This window comes from Kitasatospora sp. NPDC127035, assembly GCF_042726075.1.
Classification (GTDB): domain Bacteria; phylum Actinomycetota; class Actinomycetes; order Streptomycetales; family Streptomycetaceae; genus Kitasatospora.
The window spans coordinates 128487-147758 of the sequence record NZ_JBHXDN010000006.1 but is presented as its reverse complement, the minus strand read 5'-3'; the positions used below and the strand labels follow the sequence as shown (position 1 = coordinate 147758).

Below are 19272 nucleotides of genomic sequence, written 5' to 3'. Positions count from 1 at the left end.
GTCTGCCACCCTGCGCAGAAGTGCCACCCTGTGCCACCCCTTGGGGGCTCACAATCTGGTGATCACAGGTCGACCCTTGGTGGTGATGGTAGACCCGGCGACCAAGGAGGGGGCCGTGTTGATGACAGCCGCCGAACGCCCGACAGCGAGTGCACTGTCCGCGTGGACGTGGATCGACTCCACCCCGGACGGCCTGGTGAGCATGGTGCTGATCACCCCGTCGGACGCGTCGTCGCCCGGCCTGGGGTCCCTTGCCGCGCGGGCCGGCCTGCTGCCGCCGCACGAGCCGCTCCCGGCGCCGGGCCTGCGGCTGGTGCTGCACGAGGATCACGCGATGGCGATCCTGCCCCGCGCCGAGACCGCCCTGCGGTTCCCGACAGATGAGGGCTGGTCCGACTTCGCCCGTCGCGGCGGCACCGTCGTCGTCATCCTGGGCGAGCACCCCCTGGAGATTGGGGCGGATCGGTCGGCGGTCGAACGGTATCTGCTCCGCGCGATGATGCCCAGACAGATCTGGCTGGGCAAGACGACCGTCGCCGCGGACTACGCACCCTCCCAGGTCCGAGGCGAGACGTGCATCGTCTGCGGTGCGGGTGGCGGCCTTCTTCATCCGGTCGGGTACGCCTACACCCCCACGGTCGGCGCCCCGCTTGGCTGGCCCGTAGTCGCGCACTCCACTTGCCCGAGCACTCCCACGGAGGAGCGGTGACCGAGCGCACCATCTCGTCGCCCGAACAACCGGAGGCAGAGCGCGGGGCGTGTGGCGTCTGCCGCCGCTGCCTGCAGTACGGCCACGGCCAGCAGGACGGCGCGCGCGACCTGATCGACTGCTGGATCGTCGACCATGTCGGGTGCACCGCGCAGGTCACCGCCGAGGGACCCAGACAGTGAGCCTCGCGGGCGGTACCCCGCCCTCGACCGAGCCGCGGGAGGAGCTGGGGATCTGCCCGGTGTGCCGGGCGTGGGTCCGGGGCCCGTGGCTGGCGGACCTCACCGCGCTCACTGCGCTGGTCCGACACTGCCCGCCGTCCGGCTGGCGTTCGCTCGTCCGGCTGATCGGCCCCGTGCGGGTGAGGGCGGCCTACGCCGTCTCCGCCGCCGGGGTGCTGGTCCTCGCCACCCTCCTGATCATCTCCACCATCCACCGCTGACCATCCCATCGATCGAGGACACGTGCGCTTCCGCCGTACCACCCCGCCCCCGGCCGCCCCCGAGCGGGCCGCCGATGCCGCCGCTCAGGCCGAGCTGGCCCGCTACTCGACCGAGGACGGCGACGAGGGCGCATCGCAGCACCGCCAGAACAAGGCAGTCCGGGCGGCGCGCGGTCTCCGCGTCAAGCCGCGGGACGAGCCGGACGCCGACGAGGACTGAAGTGCCCCACCGGGCCCGGGCGGGGCGTCAGGATGGACGCCCGGCCGCCCGGCCGGCAGAGAGAGGAGCTCAGCGTGAGCGGCATCATCCCGCCCGACCGGCAGGGCCGGTGGGGCGTACGACGAGGCGGCGGCAGTCGAGGCCCCAGCCGGACACTCCGCCACCCCGCCATGCCCCCGCCGGGAGTCCTCCCGGCGGTGCCCGAGGACAACCCTGAGGAGAGCACCGAGATGACGCCACAGAAGCCACCGAGCGGCGGCAGCGGGGGGATCGGCGGCCCGAAAGCCCCGCCGTCCGGACCGGCGGGACCGCCGCCGCAGGATCCGCCGGAGAAGTAGCGCGGCGTCCCGGTCGGCACGGGCAGCATGTCGGCCGGGGCCTACTCGTCCCGCAGGAGTCGCCAGGGCGGTACGCCGATGGCGCGCGCGATGGCGGAGAGCTGGTCGAGCGTGGCCGCCACGCTTCCGCGCTCGATCCGGCCGATCGTCCGCCGGTCCATCCCGGTCTGAGCCCCCAGGGTCTCCTGGCTGAGCCCCGCCAGCTGCCGAAGGGATAACAGCCGGCCGCCCACCTGTCGGCGGACGTCGCGCTGGTAGCTGCTGGTGGTTGATCTCGGCGGCACCCCTTGACGCTCTCGGTACCGTGCTCAAAAGTCTGTACCGATACGACGCCACTATACGAAGGTTTGTTCGATATTATGTCGGTCGCCACCCGGGGGGACCAGATCCGGGAGCACGCGCTGAGCACGACCTACACTCTGACCGCTCCCGGCCTCGCCGAGGCCAGCAGTCACCCGTCCCTTGAGGACGCGATCACCGCTCTGGCTGCCATCATCCGGACGCTACCGCTGCGCCCAGATCGCGCCTCGGCCTACCTCTGGATGATCGCCGGACCCGGCGGCGCCGACCGCGTGCTCGACTTCCTCGAGCGCGACGGGCGCTTCCAGCTCGCCTTCGTCGCGGCAGGTCAGCGCTACGTCGTGACCATCCGCTAGCGCTGCAGCTCCCGCTTCGCCCACCAGTACAGGAGCTGAGACTGGGTCCGGCACCCGGTTGCCGCGCGTAGGTCGGCGAGCCTGCCCTGCACGGTGCGCTTCGACATCCCCAGCTCCTGCGCGACCTCGTCCTGCTCGAGGCCCCGTGCCAGGCAGCGCAGGATGTCCACGTGGATCTGCTTCAGCTCCGCCTCGGGCGTGCCGTCCCAGGGCTCCGCGTGGAGCCAGTCTCGCTCGAAGCTGGCGACGGCCAGGCCGACCGCCAGCTCGGACGTGATCACGGCGGCCTGGTCAGGAGCGCTCGCTTCCAGGCTCCATGGGTCGAGGATCGGGACGACGGCGGCCCGCCGGTCCACGATGATCATCCGGCCGAACGTGGCTCCGGTGCGGATCTCTGCGCCCTGTTCGGTCATGGTGAGCGCCCAGCGCCCGGTCGGCGCGTCCGACCGTACGGATGGCAGGTAGATCGTGCGCATGTGTGCCCCCCTCTTCAGCACACCGAGGTCGCGCTGGTAGGAGATCGCCAGCAGCTCGGCCGGACGGGGGCCGGTCGGCTGGGCCGTGATCAGCTCCTGCGTGCAGGAGTTGACGAGTCCCTCCAGCCGCTCGTTGATGGCCCGCAGCCCGGTGAGGATCTCGACCCCGCCGACGGTCTGGCCAGCAGTGGCCGCCCGGTAGGCGGACGCCAGGTCGGCAAGGTGGTGAGGCATGGCCTGGGCCTCGGCGAGCATGTCGCCGGCCGCTCGGATCAGCTCGGTCTGACGCGCCCTGGCCACGGCGTCGGCGTCGAGCGCCCGGACGTGGCCGGGGCGATCGGGATCCGGCGCGATGAGGCCAGCGCGCTCCAGCTCGTCCCGCTCGGGCCCTACCTTGGCTGACCCTTTGCCCGCGAGGAGCTGTAGGTAGAGGCGACGGCTTGCGGCTTTGAGCAGCGGCCGAGTTGACGCGATGTCCGATTCCACCCGATTGCCCCAGATGAATTGACGTCAGGTTTGCGCAAAGGCGCAACATCTTCAGCGTACCCGGCGAAAGGCTTGATTCGGATTCGAACGGCGCGCACCCTAGATCCAGAGGGAGCGCGCCCCTCCACTTCACTGGATACACACACTTCGAAGGGGTGCCGCATGCCTCGCAAGAGCCTCCGTCGTGCCGCCGCGGTCGCCGCCCTCGGCGCCGCCCTCGCTGCCGGGCTGGCCGTCGCGGCCCCGTCCGCGCCTGCGCCGGCCGACCGGGTCGCCGACTCCGTCTGGGGCGCTGTCGCTCCCGAGTCGACCCCGACCGCCACCCCGTCGCCCGCGGCCACCCTGGCCGACTCCGTCTGGGGCTGACGGCAGCAGCGGGCGCCCGCCTGAGGCGACCGCCCGCACCCCCTGAGCCCCCGCCGCGCAGTGCCCGCTTCCATCGGGCGCTGACCGGCGGGATCGAAGGTCGGTAGGAACCCTCACGCTGGGAGGCATGCCGGATCCTACCGGCCCGCGACGCCGCCCCGTACCCCCCGAGTGGTGGGTACGGGGCGGCTCTCGTGCGTGAGCGCCAGGGAGTTCCCAGGGAGTCAGGGAGTCTCCAGGGAGGTCCATGCCGAGAAATCCTGAGCATCGACGAGAAAGTATGAGAAGACTGAACCCGCAGGTCAGACCACCTTTCGGAGGTCCGACCTGCGAAGGGGCGGAAGAGTCGGCCTGTACGCCGGGTTCTGTCTCCCGGGCCGCTTGCGCGAGCCGGGGAGGCGGCCATCCATCTAGGGCTGCCGTTGCCGACAGCCTCGTGCGGTCTACCCGCGGACTCGGGCGAGCAGCCCTCGGTCATCCGCGCACGGCACCCGGAGGCGCCGATCTTGACCTTGCTCCAGGTGGGGTTTACCGAGCCGGCCGAGTCACCCCGGTCGCTGGTGGTCTCTTACACCACCGTTTCACCCTTACCCGTCGCCGAAGCGGCGGGCGGTCTGTTTTCTGTGGCACTGTCCCGCGGGTCACCCCGGGTGGGCGTTACCCACCACCCTGCTCTGTGGAGCCCGGACGTTCCTCGGCGGGTCCTGGGACCCGTCGCGGCCGCCCGGCCGGCTCTTCCGCCGTAGTGGTCATCGTAGCCGCTCGGGCGGCGCCTCCCGCACCGCGGCCCGGGCGACGGGCGGCTCGCCGCCGAGCCGGGCGGCCACCCCGGCCGCGGTCGCGGTGGCCCAGGCGGTGGTGGTGACCAGCCCGATCACCAGGATGGCGACGCCGAGACCGGTCACGATCCACCAGCCCACGTGGCTGGCCGGGGCGAAGCCCGTGACGACCGGGCCGATCACCGCCGCGGTGACCGCCGTACCGATCACCGCGACACCGAGCGACTGGCCGACCTGCCGACTGGTCGAGGCGACGGCCGCCGCCACACCGGCCTGGGCGCGGGGCATGCCGGAGACCGCGGCGTTGGTGATCGGCGCGTTCACCATGCCGAAGCCGAAGCCGAACAGCGCGTACGCGGCCAGCAGGAGGGCGGGCGGGGAGTCGGCGGCCAGCCGGGTGAGCAGCAGGCCGCTGCCGGTGAGGCCGATCCCGGCCAGCACCAGCGGGCCGCGCGGGCCCCGGCTGCCGACGATCCGGCCCGAGAGCGGCGCGCACACCAGCATCATCCCGGCCATCGGCAGCGTCCACAGGCCCGCCTCGACCGGACTGTAGCCGCGGACGTCCTGGAGGTAGAGGGTGTTGAGGAAGAGGAAGCCGCCGAGCGCGGCGAAGGCGCAGACCGCCGTCAGGGTGGCGCCGGTGAACGGCGCGCTGCGGAAGAACCGCGGGTCGACCAGCGGCTCGGCGACCCGGCGCTCCCACAGCGGGAAGGCCACCAGCGCGACCAGCGCCGTCGTGGCCAGGCCGAGGATCAGCGGGGACGTCCACCCGTGCTCCGGGCCCTCGATGATCGCGGCGGTGCCGCAGCCGAGCAGCGCCACCATGAGCAGTTGTCCGACCGGGTCCAGCCGTCGGGCGCGGGGGGCGCGCGACTCGGGGACGTAGCGCGCCGTCAGCAGGAAGGCGACCAGGCCGACCGGGACGTTGATCAGGAAGATCGCCGGCCAGCCGGCGGCGTGCACGAGGAAGCCGCCGAGCAGCGGTCCGAGCGCCATGGAGATGCCGACCACGCCGCCCCAGACACCGATCGCCCGGGCCCGTTCGCGCGGCTCGGTGAAGGTGTTGGTGATGATCGACATCGCCACGGGGTTCAGCATCGAGCCGCCGACCGCCTGCACCGCGCGGAACAGGACCAGCCACTCCAGGCTCGGCGCCAGGCTGCAGAGCAGCGAGCCGAGCACGAAGAGCAGCAGACCCGTCTGGAACACCCGGCGGCGGCCGAACCGGTCGGCCACCGACCCGAACAGCATCAGCAGCGAGGCCAGCACCAGGGTGTAGGCGTCGATGATCCACTGCAGGCCGGAGGCGGGGGCGTCCAGGTCCTTCTGGATCTCCGGGAGGGCGATGTTCACGACGGTGTTGTCGAGCCCGACGATGAACAGGCTCAGGCAGCAGATCGCCAGGATCAGCAGGCGGCGGCGCCGGCCGGGATCGGCGGACGGGCCCGGGTGCGGGGCGGCGGGCGGTGGACTGGGGGAGGTCGCTTCGGCCACGGGTCGATCCTCCCACCGGCCGGGCCGTCAGACGGCGGTGAAGCGGACCGTACGGGTGGCGGGGTCGGCGACGACCAGCCGGACCCGCACCAGCTCGCCGAGCGGCAGACCCCCGCCGCCTGACGCGCCGTCGGGGCTCTCGCAGCGGGCCCGGACGGCGGGATCCCGCAGCTGGACGGTGCCGCGACCGGGCCGCTTGCCGTCGACGTCGACCACGACCGCGGCGAAGTCCTCGCCCTCCCGGCCGGCCAGCAGCTCCGCCTCCACCAGGTCGATGCAGGCCCGCTCGACCTCACCCGAACGGCGGTCCCCCGCCGCCATCAGCGCCGGGATCCCGGGCAGCGACTCGCGCGCCCAGGCCGGCACCTCCTCCCCCGCCGCCACCGCCGCGCACACCTCCTGGGCGAACCGGTCCCCCAGCCGGCGCAGCGGCGCGGTGCAGTGCGCGTACGGCGCGGCGAGCGCGGCGTGCACCGGGTCGGCGGGCGCGGGCACGCCGCCGCTCACGTCGAAGGCGGCGTAGCCGGCCCCGCGCAGCAGGCCGGTGCACTCGTCGAGGAACGCGGCGTGCAGCGGGCGCTGCGGATCGAGGGAGCGGATCAGCTCCGGGTACGGCAGGCCGTCCGGCCAGTCCACGTCCAGCGCGCGGGCGGTGCGGCGCAGCCGCTCGTACGCGGCGGGCGGGGCGGCGGGCAGGGTGCGCAGCAGGCCGACGCCCGCGTCGAGCATCAGCTCGGCCGCGGCCATGCCGGTGAGCAGCGAGATCTGGGCGTTCCAGCCGTCGGCGGGGGTGGGCGCGCGGTAGCCGAGCGCATAGCCGCGCGGGGTCTCCTCGATCTCCTGCTCGGGGACGGGGAGGCTGATCCCGCCGCGCTCGCGCTCCCGCTCCTCGCGGAGCCGGCCGACGGTGGCGAGCAGGCCGAGCTGCTCGTCCGCTCCGCCGGCGTCCACGGCACGCTGGACGGTCGCGTAGTCGAGCCGGCGCCGGGAGCGGACCACCGCGCGCCGGAGGTCGGCGAGGACGACGGCGCCGTCCGCGTCCAGGTCGAGCTGCCAGAGCAGGGCCGGGCGGAGCTCTCCGGGCAGCAGGCTGGCCGCGTCCTCGGAGAGCCGGGTCGGATGCAGCGGGACGCGCCGGTCGGGGAAGTAGAGGGTCTCGACCCGGCGGCGGGCCTCCTCGTCGATCGCCCCGCCGGGGCGGACGAAGGCGGCGACGTCGGCGATGGCGTAGTGCACCCGGTAGCCGCCGCCGGGGCGGTGGGCGAGGTGCATCGCCTGGTCGAGGTCGCGGGAGCCGGGCGGGTCGACGGTGAACAGCGGCAGGTCCGTGGCGTCGTACTCGGGCAGGCGCGGGCATTCGGCGGCCTGTTCGGCCTCCGCCAGGACGGCCTCGGGCCACTCGGTGCGGATCTCCGGTCGGGCCCGCAACTCGGCCAGTTCGGCGTTGATCCGGGCGGAGTCGGCGGCCTTGACACGCAGTTTTCGGCGGGGCATGGAGGCAGCGTAGGGCCGGCCGGGTGGTTCCGGCCGGACGTCGCCCGCGGGCGGCGTGCCGACGTCCGGCCGGTCCTGCGACGGCCGCGAGGCGGGGGCTCAGCGGCCCAGCAGCGACCTGAAGTCCTTGGCAGCAGCGGCCACGTCGTCGTCGTGGCGGGGCCGGTGGGGTGCCGGGGTGGCGGTGTAAGGGGTCGTAGCGTGGGGGGAGCTGGTGATCGCAACGGAGGAGGGGGATCGGGCGATGCGTGGGTCGAAGGTCGTGGGGTCGGCGGTGGCCGGGGTACTGGCGGGGACCGGGGCGCTGCACGCGCTGTGGACGGTGACGCCGTGGCCGCTGCGGACGCCGGAGGAGTTCGCGGACACCGTGGTCGGCACCGGCGAGGGGGTGCCCCCGGCCGCGGCGTGCGCGGCGGTGGCGGGGCTGCTGGGTTCGGCCGCGTACCTGGTGGCCGCGGAGGCCGGGGTGGTGCCGGCGGTCGGGCCCGCGCGGCTGCGCCGGGTGGGGGTGCGGGCGGTGTCTGCGGTGATGCTGGCGCGCGGTGCGGGCGGGCTGCTGCTCTTCGGTGGTGGGCTGCTCGGGCGCTCGGAGCGGTTCCGGCGCCTGGACACCCGGTACTACTCGCCGCTCTGCCTGGCGCTCGGCGCCGGGGCCGCGGCGGTCGCGGCGACGGGTTACCGGGAGCGGGGGCCGGTTGCGTAGGGTGGCCGGGTCCGCCGCCACGAAGTGTTGAGGAGTACGCCGTGCTGGTCCTGTTGCCGCCCTCGGAGGGGAAGGCCGCGTCCGGGGACGGTGTGCCGTTGGCGCTCGACGGGCTGTCGCTGCCCGGGCTGACGGCGGCCCGGGCCCGGGTGCTGGAGACCCTGGTCGACCTCTGCCGGGGCGACGGCGACGCGGCCGCCGAGGTGCTCGGCCTGAGTCCCGGCCTGCGCGGCGAGGTGGCGAGGAACGCCGGCCTGCCGACGACGGGCGCGCTCCCGGCCGGGGAGGTGTACACCGGGGTGCTCTTCGACAACCTCGGACTGGCGACGCTCGACGAGGCCGCGTACGACCGGGCGGCGCGGACGCTGCTGGTCTTCTCCGGGCTCTGGGGCGCTGTGCGGATCGACGACCGGATCCCGCCCTACCGCTGCTCGATGGGCGTGAAACTCCCCGGCCTGGGGGCGCTCGGAGCGTACTGGCGGGGTGCGATGGCGCCCGTGCTGCCGGAGGTGGCCGACGGGCTGGTGCTGGACCTGCGCTCCGCCGCGTACGCGACCGCCTGGAAGCCCGCCGGCGAGGTGGTGTCCCGGACGGCGACCGTCCGGGTGCTCCAGGAACGGGACGGCCGGCGCACCGTGGTCAGCCACTTCAACAAGGCGACCAAGGGCCGGCTGGTCCGCGACCTGCTGGTCACGGACGCGGCGCCCAAGGCGCCCGGTGAGCTGGTGGACGCGCTGCTGGGGCTCGGCTACCGGGTGGAGGTCGCCGCCGAGGGCACCGCGCGCAAGCCGTGGCAGCTGGACGTGGTGGTCACCGAGGTGCACTGAGGTGCACCGAGTCCGCCGGCACGCGGACCGCACGTCGAAGGGCCGGTCGTTCCCGACCGGCCCTTCCCTGGTTCCCGGCGGTCCCCGGCGCGGGTGCGCGCGGTTCCGCGAGCCCGCACGGTCAGCGCAGGTGCCCGGTGTCGTTGAGCAGCCGCACCGAGGCGTTGCCGTCCGCGTAGTACTGGACGGCGCAGAGCGAGGCGGCGGACAGCTCCATCCGGTAGAGCGCGTCCGGCGGTGCGCCGAGCGCCAGCCGGACCAGCGTCTTGATGGGGCTGACGTGCGAGACGACCAGCACGGTCTTCCCCGGGTAGCGGGCGAGGACCTTGTCCCGGGCCACCCCGACGCGGTGGGTGAGGGTGGTGAAGCTCTCGCCGCCGCCGGTCGGCCTGGCCTTGGCGGAGCCCAGCCAGGCGGTGAGGTCCTCCGGGTGGCGCTCCTGCACCTCGCCGAAGGTCAGTCCCTCCCAGGCCCCGAAGTCGACCTCGCGCAGCCCCTCCTCGTACCGGACGTCGAGGCCGAGCCGGGCGGCGACGGTCTCGGCGGTCTGGCGGGTGCGGAGCATCGGCGACGCGACCACGGCCTGGACCGAGCCGCGCGCGGCCAGCGCCTCGGCGGCCCGCTCGGCCTGCCAACGGCCCTTCTCGGAGAGCTCCGGGTCGGTGCCGCCACTGCCGGAGAACCGCTTCTCCGGGGTGAGGTGGGTCTCGCCGTGCCGGAGCAGGACGAAGGTGGTCGGGGTGCCGAGGTCGGCGTCGCCGGCCCAGCCGGCCTTGGGCGCGGCGGTCTCCAGCGGCGGTTCCTCGACGACGGCGGCGGCGGCCTTGGGGGCCTTGGGCTCCCACTGGCGGCCGGCCTTGCCCGCGTCCATCGCCTCGTTGGCGAGCCGGTCGGCGTCCTTGTTCCGCTCGCGCGGGATCCAGGTGTACTTGACCTGCCCGCGCGGCAGGACGGTCCGGGCCTCGGCGGCGAGCGGCTGCATGTCCGGGTGCTTGATCTTCCAGCGCCCGGACATCTGCTCGACGACCAGCTTGGAGTCCATCCGGACGTCCACCGAGGCGTCCGGGTCGAGGTCCCGGGCCGCCTTCAGTCCGGCGATCAGGCCCTTGTACTCGGCGACGTTGTTGGTGGCGTGGCCGATGAACTCGGCCGCCTCGGCGATGATCCGGCCGGTGTCGCCGTCGCGGACCACCGCACCGTAGCCGGCCGGCCCCGGGTTGCCCCGGGACCCGCCGTCCGCCTCGACGACGAACCTGCGCCCCGCCACCGGCTCAGGCGCCCGAGTCGGCGGTGCGGACCAGGATCCGCCCGCAGTTCTCGCAACGGACCACCTTGTCGACCGGCTCGGCCTTGATGGCGTTGAGCTCGGTGATCGAGAACTCGGTGCGGCAGCCCTCGCAGCGGCGCTGGTAGAGGCGGGCCGCGCCGACGCCGCCCTGCTGCTCGCGCAGGCGGGCGTAGACCTTGATCAGGTCGGCCGGGACGACGGCGGCGACGGTCTCGCGGTCGCGCCGGATCTTCGCCACCTCACCGTCGATCTCGGCGAACGCGGCGTCCCGGCGGCCCTCGGCCTCGGTCAGCACGACGGTGGAGTGCTCCAGCCGCGCGGTCAGCTCGGTGACCCGGGTCTGGGCGGACTCCAGCCGCTCCATGATCTCCAGGACGACGTCCTCCAGGTCCCCCTGGCGCTTGGCCAGCGAGCCGATCTCGTGCTGGAGGTTCTCCAGGTCCTTCGGCGAGTTGATCGCACCGGAGTCCAGGCGCTGCTGGTTGCGGGCGGACCGGGCGCGGACCTGCTCCACGTCCTGCTCGGCCTTGGTCAGCTCGCGGGTGGTGTCGCCGAGCTGGGCCTGGGCGGCGACCACGAGGTCCTTGAGCGCGATGTGGTCGGCGTTGACCTTCTCGATCTCGGCGTGCTCGGGCAGGCTGCGCCGCCGGTGGGCCAGCTGGTCGAGCTTGGAGTCGATGGCCTGGAGGTCGAGCAGGCGGATCTGGTCGGCGGGCGCGGCGTTCAAGCGGAGAGCTCCTGTGAATCGGGTCAGGCGGGGAAGGACATGGGGGCGTGCGCGGTCCACGGGTCGGTGACCGTGTGGGAGACCTTCGTCTCCACGGCCCAGCCGCGCTTCTCGCCGGCGCCGTTCAGCGCCCGCTCGGCCAGGGTCAGCCAGGGCCACTCGGTGGCCCAGTGCGCGGCGTCGACCAGGGCGATCGGCGCCGTCTCGGCGGCCTCCGAGGCCGGGTGGTGGCGCAGGTCTGCGGTGAGGTAGGCGTCGACGCCGGCCGCGCGCACCTCGGCGAAGAGGCTGTCGCCGGAGCCGCCGCACACCGCGACCCGGCTCACCAGGCGGTTCGGGTCACCGGAGATCCGGACGCCGGCGGCGGTCGCCGGCAGGCCCGCGGCGACCTTCGCGGCGAACGCGGCGAGCGGCAGCGGGGGCTCCAGCAGGCCGACCCGTCCGGTGCCGCGCCGGCCCAGCGGGTCGGTCGGGTCCGGGACCAGCGGGCCGGTGACGGTCACGCCGACCGCCTCGGCGAGCGCGTCCGAGACGCCCGGGTCGGCGTGGTCGGCGTTGGTGTGGGCCACGTGCAGGGCGATCCCGTTGCGGATCAGGGTGTGCACGACACGGCCCTTGAAGCCGGTGGCGGCGACGGTCGTGGTGCCGCGCAGGTAGAGCGGGTGGTGGGTGACGACCAGGTCGGCCCCCCACTCGACGGCCTCGTCGACGACCGCCTGCACGGGGTCGACGGCGAACAGCACGCGTCGGACCTCGGCCTGAGGGTCTCCGCAGACCAGGCCGACGGCGTCCCAGGACTCCGCCCACTGCGGCGGGTACAGCTCTTCGAGGGCGGCGATGACGTCGGACAGTTTCGGCACCTGTCGAGACTACCGTGCGCGCGGGGGCGGCCGGGCCTCCCGGTTCGCACGGGCGCCCGGGCCGTCCGGTGCACGGACGGGCGTCAACCTGTGGTTCGGGGTGCGCGGGCGGCCGGCGCGCGCCGTCCGGAGGGCGCTCGGGGGCCGTACGCGCCGGGCCGCACGGCCCGGGTCCCGCACACGGGATGCCTCGCACACATGCGAAACGGCGCCCGGATCACCCTTACGAGTGAAGTGACCGGCTTCGCGTTGAGCATTCCTCACTACTGAAAGTAACTTCACTCCTGCGAAAGGGAGTTGCACCGCCCCCGAGGTCGGGCGGACGCCCCGCCCGGCCGCGGGCACGGACCCGCGCGGACCCGTACGGACCACCGGCAGGAGACCGCCGGACCGCGGACCCGGGGCGGACGCGGCCGGGGCCGAACTCCCGCGCCCACCGAGGGACCGATTCAGGCCGCGGCCGGGTGCCCGGGTGCCGGAGCAGTGGGCACCGGCGGGCACCGGCCCAGACGAAGGGATGTGGTGGCGGATGGAAGCGGGCACATCGCTGCGTACGGCCGGGGGAACGGACTCGGCGGACCACGGGCCGGATGCGGTCGGCCCGTGGCCGGAGATGACGCGGGCGGTGCTGGCCGGAGCCGGCCGGGGAGGCGGCGACTGGCGGATCGCCGCCGAAGGCCCCTGGTGCACGGCCAGGCCGCCCGCGGGCGAACTCGCGGACGAGGGCTGGAAGCTCCACGTCAGCGCCGCCTCGGCGGTCGGCGGTGTGGTGCTCGCCGCCGTCACCGAAATCCTGGCCGAGGACCCGTGCACGTTCCGGTTCGCCACCGGGTCGGCCCAGCTGCACGAGATCAACTCGCGCCACCGAGAACGGGGTTCGGCAGGCAAGTTCATCACCGTCTACCCGGACGGCGAGCCGCAGTTCCGGCGGCTGGCCGCCGCGTTGCACCGCGCCACCGAGGGCCTGCCCGGGCCGGTGGTGCTCTCCGACCGCCCGTACCGGCCGGGCAGCCTCGTCCACTACCGGTACGGCGCCATCGCGGCCCGCGCCGAGCTGGGCAACGACGGCGGCTACCGGTCCATGCTGCGCGGGCCCGGCGGCGAACGGGTCGAGGACGTCAGCGAGGCCGCGTACCGCTGCCCGCCGTGGGCCCGGGACCCGCTGGTGCGCGATCCCGCCGGGGACGGGCCCGGCGCGGGCCGGCCCCCGGCACGGCGGCGCGGCAGCGGCGGGGTCCTGCTGGCCGGGCGGTACGTGATCACCGGCACCCTCCGGAAGGGCGCCGAGGGCGGCGTCTTCCTCGGACGGGACACCGACGGCGGCACCGAGGTCGTGGTCAAGCAGGCGCGCGCCCACATCGAGGTGGACCGCGCCGGCACCGACGCCCGCACCGCACTGCGGCACGAGGCCGCTCTGCTGGCCCGGCTCGACGGCCGGGGCCTGGCCCCCCGACCGGTCGAACTGGTCGAACAGGACGACTCCCTCTTCCTCGTCCAGGAACGGATCGCCGGACAGCCGCTCGGCAGCTGGGTCGCGGCCCGGCTGCGCCGGGACGGCAGCCCCGACGTCGACTGGGCCGAGGCCGGACCGGTGGCCCACGCCCTGCTCGACCTCGTCGAGCGGGTGCACGAGCAGGGACTCGTCCTGCGGGACCTCTCCCCCGGCAACGTCCTCGTCCTGCCCGACGGCTCGCTGCGGCTGGTCGGCCTGGAGCTCGCCGCCGAGGCCGGCAGCCGGGCCGGCTCGGCCGGCGCCCCCGGGTACCGCGCCCCCGAACAGGGCCCCGGGCGGCTCACGCTGGTCACCGGCGGCGCCTCCACCGCGGACCCGGAGACCGATCTCTACGCGCTCGGCGGGCTCTTCTTCCTGCTCGCCACCGGCCACGACCCGCTGCTGCCCGAGGACCTCCCGTGCGCCCGCCCGGTCGCCGACCGGCTGGGCCGCTGGCTCGCCCTCGCGGCGCGCTCCGGTGCCACCGCCCGCCGCCTCGCCCCGGCCGTCCTCGGGCTCCGCGCCCAGGAGCCCCGGCGGCGGTGGAGCGTGGCCCGCGTCCGGGAGGTGCTGGCGGGAACGGCGGCCGGGGCGGAGGCGGCCGGGCGCGGGTCCGGCGCGGCCGCGGAGTCCGGTGGTGGCGATGGCGGTGCCCGCGCACCGGGCGGCCGTCCGGTCCCCGACGACGGGACGCCGCGCTTCGCGTCCGTGTACGGCGGCGACACCGGCATCGGCACCGGTACCGCCCTGCCCGCCGCCCGACCGCACGTGCCAGGACCGGGCGGGGACGAGGCCGACCCCGACGGCGGCGCCGCCGTCGACCGGGTGCTCCACGACGGCCTGCGCCACCTCGCCGCCACCGCGACGCCGCTGCGGCGCGACCGCCTCTGGCCGGTGGTACCGGCCGGGGAACGGTCGGATCCGTGCAACGTCCAGCACGGTGCGGCGGGCGTGCTGGCCGTCCTGGCCCGGGCGGCCGCGACCCACGGGCTACCGGCCGAGGTCCGGACCGTGGCCCGGACGACCGCACGGACGGCCGCCGAGTGGGTCGAACGCCGCTGCGCCGCCGAGCCGGTGGTGCTGCCCGGCCTGCACTTCGGCCGGTCCGGCGCCGCCTGGGCGCTGCTGGACGCCGCCGACGCGCTGGACGACCGCGCCCTGGCCGGGCGGGCGGCGGAGCTGGCCGCGCGGATACCCGTCACGTGGCCCAACCCCGACGTCTGCCACGGCGCGGCCGGTGCCGGCTACCTCCAACTCCGCTTCGCCACCGGGGTGCCGCCCCACCCGACGGTCGGCGGGCCCACGGTCGGCGGGCCGCGGGACGGCCTCGCACCGGACACCGCGGCGTTCCTCGACCGGGCCGCCCGCTGCGGACACGGGCTGCTGGCGACCGCGCGGCAGGCCCCGTACGGCACGGTGTGGCCGGTGCCGGAGGACTTCGACTCCGTGCTCGCCGGCGTCACCCACCTCGGCTTCGCCCACGGCGTCGCGGGCGTCGGCGCCTTCCTGCTGGCAGCCGCCGAGGCCACCGGCGACGGCGCGCTGCTCGACGGCGCCACGGCGGCCGGACGCACGATCGCCGCGACCGCCCGCCTCGACCGGGCCGGCTCCGGGGAGACCGCGTGGTGGCCGCAGAGCGCCGACGATCCCGAGCACGTCCGGCTGGCGCACTGGTGCAGCGGATCCTCCGGCGCGGGCACCTTCCTGCTCCGGCTCTGGCGGGCCACCGGGGATCCCGACGCCCACCGGCTGGCCCTGGCCGCCGGACGGGCGGCGGCCGCAGCGCGGTGGCACGGCGGCATCACCGCCTGCCACGGCCTGGCCGGCGACGGCGAGTACCTGCTCGACCTCGCCGAAGCCACCGGCGATCCGGAGTTCCTCTCCTCCGCCCACGAGGTGGGCGCACTGCTCGCGGCCCGTCCGGCCCTGCGGGACGGCCTGCTGGTCCTGCCGGACGAGACCGGCACCGGGTGCGCCGCGGCGTACGGCACCGGCACGGCGGGCGCGCTGGCCTTCCTGCTGCGGCTGCGGTACGGCGGGCCCCGGCTCTGGACGGACCCGGCACCGCTCCCGTCCGCGACCTCGGGCCGAACGGCGGACGGGCCGGCGGACGGGCAGAGGGTCGAACCGGCGGAGGCGAGGACGACATGAACGTGGCCACCCGGACCACGACGCAGGCGCTGCGCCGGCTCGGCTTCACCTTCGCGACCGACGGCAGCCACGCCGCCTGTCTCGCGTCCGCCGCCGACGGCGGCTGGTACGTGGAGAGTTGGCGCCTGCCCCCGGACGGCCCCGCCTCGGCGGCCGGGCTCCGGCTGCCCGGCAACCGCTCGGAGGACCCCCGGTCGCAGCTGGTCGCGCCGCCGGACGGCTCGGTGCTGGTCTGCCGGCACGACGGCGACCGGCACGACCTGGTGACGCTGTCCCACACCACCGACCAGGACGGCCGACTCGTCACCGCCGAAAGGCCGTTGGCCACCCTGCGGGCGCCCGGGCTGCGCCTCCTGCCGCTGCCGGCCGGCGCCCCGACCGGCCCCCGGGCCCCGGTCGCCCTGGCGTTGGGCACCGACACCCGCCCGGCCACCACGGTCTGGCTGGTCCGGGCCGACGGCTCGGCGCCGCACCAGGTCGCCGAGTTCCCGGGGCTGCACGGCGGCGGGGTCTGGCTGGACCACACCGGCGCCCTGCTGGCGCTCGACCGGGTGGGCGGCGGCCTGGTCCGCACCGTGGTGCTGGACCTGCGCACGGGAGCGGTCACCCCGCTGCTGGAGATCGGCGAGCGGAGCAACGACCGGCTGGTGCTGTTCGACCCGGACAGCCGGTTCGCGATGGTGCGCAGCGACGCGCCCGGGACCGACCGGATCGGCTGGGGCGTGCTGGGCGGCGACGCGCCGCTGAGGTTCCCGGAGTGCCTGCACGTCGCGGGCATGCTCCTGCGCCCGGTGGCGCTGCGTCCGACCGCGGGCGGGGCCCGGGTGGTGCTCCAGGTCGACCACGGCGCCGGTTCCTCGCTCGCGCTGTGGCAGCCGGCCGCCGGGCGGCTGGAGCAACTGCCGGTCCCGCCGGGGCGGCTCGGCGCGGTCGGGCACTGGTCGGCGGCGGGGCTGCGGATGCCGTACTCGGCGCCCGACCACCCGACGGCGCTCGCCACCCTGGACGTGGACGCGCTGCTGGCGCACGGCCCGGCGCCCGCCGCGTCCGGTGCGACGCCGCTGCCCCTGCAGTTGGCACCGCTCGGCACCGGTCTGCCCGGGCCGTGGCGGGACACCGTCCTGCCCTGGTACCCCGGCGCCCCGCGCCCCGGCCCGCGGACCCCGCAGCCGGGCTGGCGCCTGGACGGCTCCACCCCGCCGGGCGAGGGCGGGCGCTGGCACCCCGCGCAGAGCCTCGAACTGGCGGGCCCGGCCGGACCGTTGGAGGCCGTGGTGTACGGCGGGGACGGCTGGCTGAGCAGCCCGCACCTGGTACTCGCGCTGCACGGCGGCCCGGCGGACGCGTGGCGACTGGAGTTCGACCCGGCGCTGCAGCGGATGGCCGCCGAAGGGCTGGCGGTGCTGGCGCCGAACCAACGCGGCTCCACCGGCTACGGGTTGGCGCACGCGATGGCCATCCGGGGCGCCTGGGGCGGCCCGGACCTCGACGACGTCCTGTCCCTGCTGGAGGGCATCGCGGGGCAGCGCGCCGCGCTCGGTCTGGAGCCGCCGGCCCTGTTCGGGGTCAGTTACGGGGCCTTCCTGGCCCTGTTGGCGGCGGCGCACGCTCCGGCCGAGCACGTGGCCCGCTGCGCGGTCGTCGCGCCGTTCCTGTCCGGAGCCCGGCTGCTGGCCGAAGCCGCGACCCCGGTAAGGGCGTTGACCACCCGGCTGGGCGGCGGAGAACCGATCGCGGACGCCCGCGGGCCGCGTGACGTGCTCCAGCTCGCCCACCGGATCGGCGCCCCGTTGCTGATCGTGCACGGCGACCGGGACGAGGTGGCGCCGGTCAGCCAATCGAGGTCGCTGCGCCACGAGTTGCTGCGGATCGGACGCACCGAGGGGACCGACTTCCGGTATGTGGAGGCGGCCGGCGCAGGTCACGAGGTCCTGGCCGAGGAGGGCGGCGCGGTGCTGCACGAGCTGCTCGCCGCGTTCCTGCGCACCGGCCGTCCGGGATAGGTCCCCGGTCCGGTCCGGGACAGGTCCCCGGCTCCGGTCCGGGACACGTCCGCGCTCCGACCGTCCCGCCGTCCGACCCGCGCTCAGGCACGGCCGTCCGGGGCCGTGGAGCCGGTGCGGTGCTCGTCGTGACCTCGCTAGGATCTCGCCCGCTCCGGCGGTTAAGGTGACCGGGGCACGGGCCGCGATCACCGGCCGTGCGTGCCCGGAGACGCCCCGGCGCCGCCGCCCGGGTCGAGTGCCCGACCGGGCCCCGACCGCGCCGGCGGTGACGGCCGGGCGCCGAAACACCCTCACCTCCGCACGGAAAAGACGATTCTGATGTCCACCCTCACCGACACCACCGGACCCTTGGCCAACGGGACCGACGCCGACGAGACCACGGCCGAGGGCGCCGCGTCGCACGGTCGCCACCGCGGCCGCTCCGCCTCCGACGACGTGCCCGAGGCCGACCCGCACGGCCGGCACCGCGCCGCCGCAGGCCGGGGCTGACCCGCACCGACCCCGCGCCCCCGTGCGACTCGCACCACTCGCACCCGCACCACGCGCGCCAGGGCCCGCCGGACACTCCGGCGGGCCCTGGGCCGCATCCGGCGGGGCCACCCGCCGGAGGGTCAGTCCAGCGTCACGATCGTCCGCAGCGCCTCGCCGCCCCGCATCTGCGCGAGCGCCTCGTTGACGTCCGCCAGTCCCACCCGGTGCGTGATCATCCCCGCCAGGTCGATCCGCCCGGCCCGCCACAGCTCCACCACCAGGGCGACGGTGCGCGGCACCGGTGCCCCGCCGTACAGCGAGGGCAGCAGCCGCTTCTCGTTGAAGAACAGCTCCCCCATGCTGAACTTCGCCAGATCGTCCTGGGCCCCGGCACCGATCACCACCACGGCGCCGCCGCGCCGAGCCGCGTCGTACCCCGCCCGGACGGTGGCCGAGCGGCCGACGGCCTCGAAGACGTAGTCGAACCCGCCGCCCGGCAGGGCCTTCGCCGCCGCCTTGAGCTCCTCGGGGGCGAGCGCCTCGGTGGCACCGAAGGCCAGGGCCCGCTCCCGGCGCGAGGCCACCGGGTCGACCACCGCGATCCGGCCGGCACCGCAGACCCGCGCGCCCTGCACCGCCGAGACGCCCACCCCGCCCGCGCCGATCACCGCGACCGACGCGCCGGGCTCGACCCGGGCGGTGTGGACGGCGGCGCCGATGCCGGTGGTCACACCGCAGCCGATCAGCGCGGCCGGCTCGTACGGCAGGTCGGCCGGCACGGGGACGACCGCGTCCCGGTCGACCACCACCTCCTCCGCGAAGGTGCCGGTGCCGTAGAAGCCGGACGCCTCCACGAACCCGCCCTCCGCGCCGAAGCGGAAACCGGGCGCACCGAGGCGCCGCAGGCTGGCCACGCACAGGTGGCCCCGGCCGCGCTCGCAGTGGGCGCAGCGGCCGCACGGCGCCATCCAGCAGAGCACCACGCGGTCGCCAACGGCGACGTCCGTCACCCCCTCGCCGACCTCGACCACGTCTCCCGCGCCCTCGTGACCCGGCACGAACGGTGCCGGGTGCGGCAGCACCCCGCTCATCGCCGACAGGTCCGAGTGGCAGAGGCTGGCCGCCCGGAGCCGGACCCTCACCTTGCCGGGGCCGAAACCGACCGCCACCACGTCGTCGCGGACGTCCAGGGTGTCCTGGCCGGTCTTGTGCAGGACGGCTGCGCGCATGCGGCTGCTCCGGTTCTCCTCGGATCGACGGTCGGGCCGATTCTGGCACGACGCGCCG

Annotated in this window: 19 protein-coding genes and 1 other RNA gene; 11 read left to right on the top strand and 9 right to left on the bottom strand. The window is 75.5% G+C overall.

What is annotated here, in order from left to right; genetic code table 11:
- Positions 1 to 115: 115 nt before the first annotated feature.
- Genes ACFWIC_RS05765 through ACFWIC_RS05750 form a run of 4 tightly spaced genes read left to right on the top strand, consistent with a single transcriptional unit; the run spans position 116 to position 1371 of the window.
- Positions 116 to 709: a hypothetical protein gene (locus ACFWIC_RS05765; RefSeq protein WP_380516133.1), complete on the top strand. Its 594-nt coding sequence runs from the start codon at positions 116 to 118 to the stop codon at positions 707 to 709.
- Complete coding sequence (locus ACFWIC_RS05760; RefSeq protein WP_380516130.1) at positions 706 to 891, top strand: hypothetical protein; 186 nt, start codon at positions 706 to 708, stop codon at positions 889 to 891. The genes ACFWIC_RS05765 and ACFWIC_RS05760 overlap by 4 nt, the downstream gene beginning before the upstream one ends.
- On the top strand, positions 888 to 1151 hold the full coding sequence (locus ACFWIC_RS05755) for a hypothetical protein (protein WP_380516127.1): 264 nt from the start codon (positions 888 to 890) through the stop codon (positions 1149 to 1151). The genes ACFWIC_RS05760 and ACFWIC_RS05755 overlap by 4 nt, the downstream gene beginning before the upstream one ends.
- Before the next feature lie 22 nt (positions 1152 to 1173).
- Complete coding sequence (locus ACFWIC_RS05750) at positions 1174 to 1371, top strand: hypothetical protein (protein WP_380516124.1); 198 nt, start codon at positions 1174 to 1176, stop codon at positions 1369 to 1371.
- Between the two features lie 379 nt (positions 1372 to 1750).
- Here the strand turns inward: ACFWIC_RS05750 and ACFWIC_RS05745 are convergent, their stop codons facing one another.
- Entirely contained in the window at positions 1751 to 1942 is a 192-nt protein-coding gene (locus ACFWIC_RS05745) for a helix-turn-helix domain-containing protein (protein WP_380516335.1), read from the bottom strand.
- A gap of 126 nt (positions 1943 to 2068) precedes the next feature.
- On the opposite strand from ACFWIC_RS05745, the gene ACFWIC_RS05740 reads away from it, so the two are divergent.
- Entirely contained in the window at positions 2069 to 2365 is a 297-nt protein-coding gene (locus ACFWIC_RS05740; protein WP_380516121.1) for a hypothetical protein, read from the top strand.
- On the opposite strand, the gene ACFWIC_RS05735 is transcribed toward ACFWIC_RS05740, so the two are convergent.
- Positions 2362 to 3141, bottom strand: a complete 780-nt coding sequence (locus ACFWIC_RS05735; RefSeq protein ID WP_380516118.1) for a hypothetical protein — start codon at positions 3139 to 3141, stop codon at positions 2362 to 2364. The genes ACFWIC_RS05740 and ACFWIC_RS05735 overlap by 4 nt on opposite strands.
- 348 nt (positions 3142 to 3489) lie before the next feature.
- On the opposite strand from ACFWIC_RS05735, the gene ACFWIC_RS05730 reads away from it, so the two are divergent.
- On the top strand, positions 3490 to 3693 hold the full coding sequence (locus ACFWIC_RS05730; protein WP_380516116.1) for a hypothetical protein: 204 nt from the start codon (positions 3490 to 3492) through the stop codon (positions 3691 to 3693).
- Between the two features lie 338 nt (positions 3694 to 4031).
- Here ACFWIC_RS05730 and rnpB read toward each other — a convergent pair.
- The 3 genes from rnpB to ACFWIC_RS05715 form a co-directional block, all read right to left on the bottom strand.
- Positions 4032 to 4429, bottom strand: an RNA gene (gene rnpB, locus ACFWIC_RS05725) — RNase P RNA component class A.
- 13 nt (positions 4430 to 4442) lie between these two features.
- On the bottom strand, positions 4443 to 5885 hold the full coding sequence (locus ACFWIC_RS05720) for a DHA2 family efflux MFS transporter permease subunit (protein WP_380354226.1): 1443 nt from the start codon (positions 5883 to 5885) through the stop codon (positions 4443 to 4445).
- Positions 5886 to 5993: 108 nt separating this feature from the next.
- Entirely contained in the window at positions 5994 to 7460 is a 1467-nt protein-coding gene (locus tag ACFWIC_RS05715) for an RNB domain-containing ribonuclease (RefSeq protein WP_329878846.1), read from the bottom strand.
- A 244-nt stretch (positions 7461 to 7704) separates the two neighbouring features.
- Between ACFWIC_RS05715 and ACFWIC_RS05710 the strand changes: the two genes are divergently transcribed.
- Positions 7705 to 8163, top strand: a complete 459-nt coding sequence (locus tag ACFWIC_RS05710) for a DUF3995 domain-containing protein (RefSeq protein ID WP_329951630.1) — start codon at positions 7705 to 7707, stop codon at positions 8161 to 8163.
- Positions 8164 to 8204: 41 nt separating this feature from the next.
- Positions 8205 to 8990 (top strand): peroxide stress protein YaaA, encoded by a 786-nt coding sequence (gene yaaA, locus ACFWIC_RS05705; RefSeq protein WP_380354203.1) that lies wholly within the window; start codon positions 8205 to 8207, stop codon positions 8988 to 8990.
- Between the two features lie 121 nt (positions 8991 to 9111).
- Here yaaA and ACFWIC_RS05700 read toward each other — a convergent pair whose 3' ends face one another.
- Genes ACFWIC_RS05700 through ACFWIC_RS05690 form a run of 3 tightly spaced genes read right to left on the bottom strand, consistent with a single transcriptional unit; the run spans position 9112 to position 11865 of the window.
- The gene (locus ACFWIC_RS05700; RefSeq protein WP_355407749.1) at positions 9112 to 10257 is read right to left on the bottom strand and encodes a bifunctional RNase H/acid phosphatase; all 1146 of its coding nucleotides are present in this window, start codon (positions 10255 to 10257) and stop codon (positions 9112 to 9114) included.
- A gap of 4 nt (positions 10258 to 10261) precedes the next feature.
- Positions 10262 to 11005: a C4-type zinc ribbon domain-containing protein gene (locus tag ACFWIC_RS05695; RefSeq protein WP_329878854.1), complete on the bottom strand. Its 744-nt coding sequence runs from the start codon at positions 11003 to 11005 to the stop codon at positions 10262 to 10264.
- Positions 11006 to 11028: 23 nt separating this feature from the next.
- Entirely contained in the window at positions 11029 to 11865 is an 837-nt protein-coding gene (locus ACFWIC_RS05690) for a Nif3-like dinuclear metal center hexameric protein (RefSeq protein WP_329878856.1), read from the bottom strand.
- Positions 11866 to 12394: 529 nt separating this feature from the next.
- On the opposite strand from ACFWIC_RS05690, the gene lanL reads away from it, so the two are divergent.
- The 3 genes from lanL to ACFWIC_RS05675 all read left to right on the top strand — a co-directional run bounded on the left by lanL (position 12395) and on the right by ACFWIC_RS05675 (position 18003).
- A complete protein-coding gene (gene lanL, locus ACFWIC_RS05685; protein WP_380516110.1) occupies positions 12395 to 15508 on the top strand; it encodes a class IV lanthionine synthetase LanL in 3114 nt (1037 codons plus the stop codon).
- Positions 15505 to 17511, top strand: a complete 2007-nt coding sequence (locus tag ACFWIC_RS05680; protein WP_380354195.1) for an alpha/beta fold hydrolase — start codon at positions 15505 to 15507, stop codon at positions 17509 to 17511. Before lanL ends, ACFWIC_RS05680 begins: the two co-directional genes overlap by 4 nt.
- A gap of 321 nt (positions 17512 to 17832) precedes the next feature.
- The gene (locus ACFWIC_RS05675; RefSeq protein WP_329878860.1) at positions 17833 to 18003 is read left to right on the top strand and encodes a hypothetical protein; all 171 of its coding nucleotides are present in this window, start codon (positions 17833 to 17835) and stop codon (positions 18001 to 18003) included.
- 122 nt (positions 18004 to 18125) lie between these two features.
- Here ACFWIC_RS05675 and ACFWIC_RS05670 read toward each other — a convergent pair whose 3' ends face one another.
- On the bottom strand, positions 18126 to 19214 hold the full coding sequence (locus tag ACFWIC_RS05670) for an alcohol dehydrogenase catalytic domain-containing protein (RefSeq protein ID WP_380354192.1): 1089 nt from the start codon (positions 19212 to 19214) through the stop codon (positions 18126 to 18128).
- Positions 19215 to 19272 lie beyond the last annotated feature (58 nt).

Coding starts and splice junctions, on each gene's coding strand:
- ACFWIC_RS05715 (WP_329878846.1), bottom strand. CDS start 7,460: ATGCCCCGCCGAAAACTGCGTGTCAAGGCCGCCGACTCCGCCCGGATC.
- ACFWIC_RS05670 (WP_380354192.1), bottom strand. CDS start 19,214: ATGCGCGCAGCCGTCCTGCACAAGACCGGCCAGGACACCCTGGACGTC.
- ACFWIC_RS05710 (WP_329951630.1), top strand. CDS start 7,705: ATGCGTGGGTCGAAGGTCGTGGGGTCGGCGGTGGCCGGGGTACTGGCG.
- ACFWIC_RS05730 (WP_380516116.1), top strand. CDS start 3,490: ATGCCTCGCAAGAGCCTCCGTCGTGCCGCCGCGGTCGCCGCCCTCGGC.
- ACFWIC_RS05675 (WP_329878860.1), top strand. CDS start 17,833: ATGTCCACCCTCACCGACACCACCGGACCCTTGGCCAACGGGACCGAC.
- ACFWIC_RS05680 (WP_380354195.1), top strand. CDS start 15,505: ATGAACGTGGCCACCCGGACCACGACGCAGGCGCTGCGCCGGCTCGGC.
- lanL (WP_380516110.1), top strand. CDS start 12,395: ATGGAAGCGGGCACATCGCTGCGTACGGCCGGGGGAACGGACTCGGCG.
- ACFWIC_RS05740 (WP_380516121.1), top strand. CDS start 2,069: ATGTCGGTCGCCACCCGGGGGGACCAGATCCGGGAGCACGCGCTGAGC.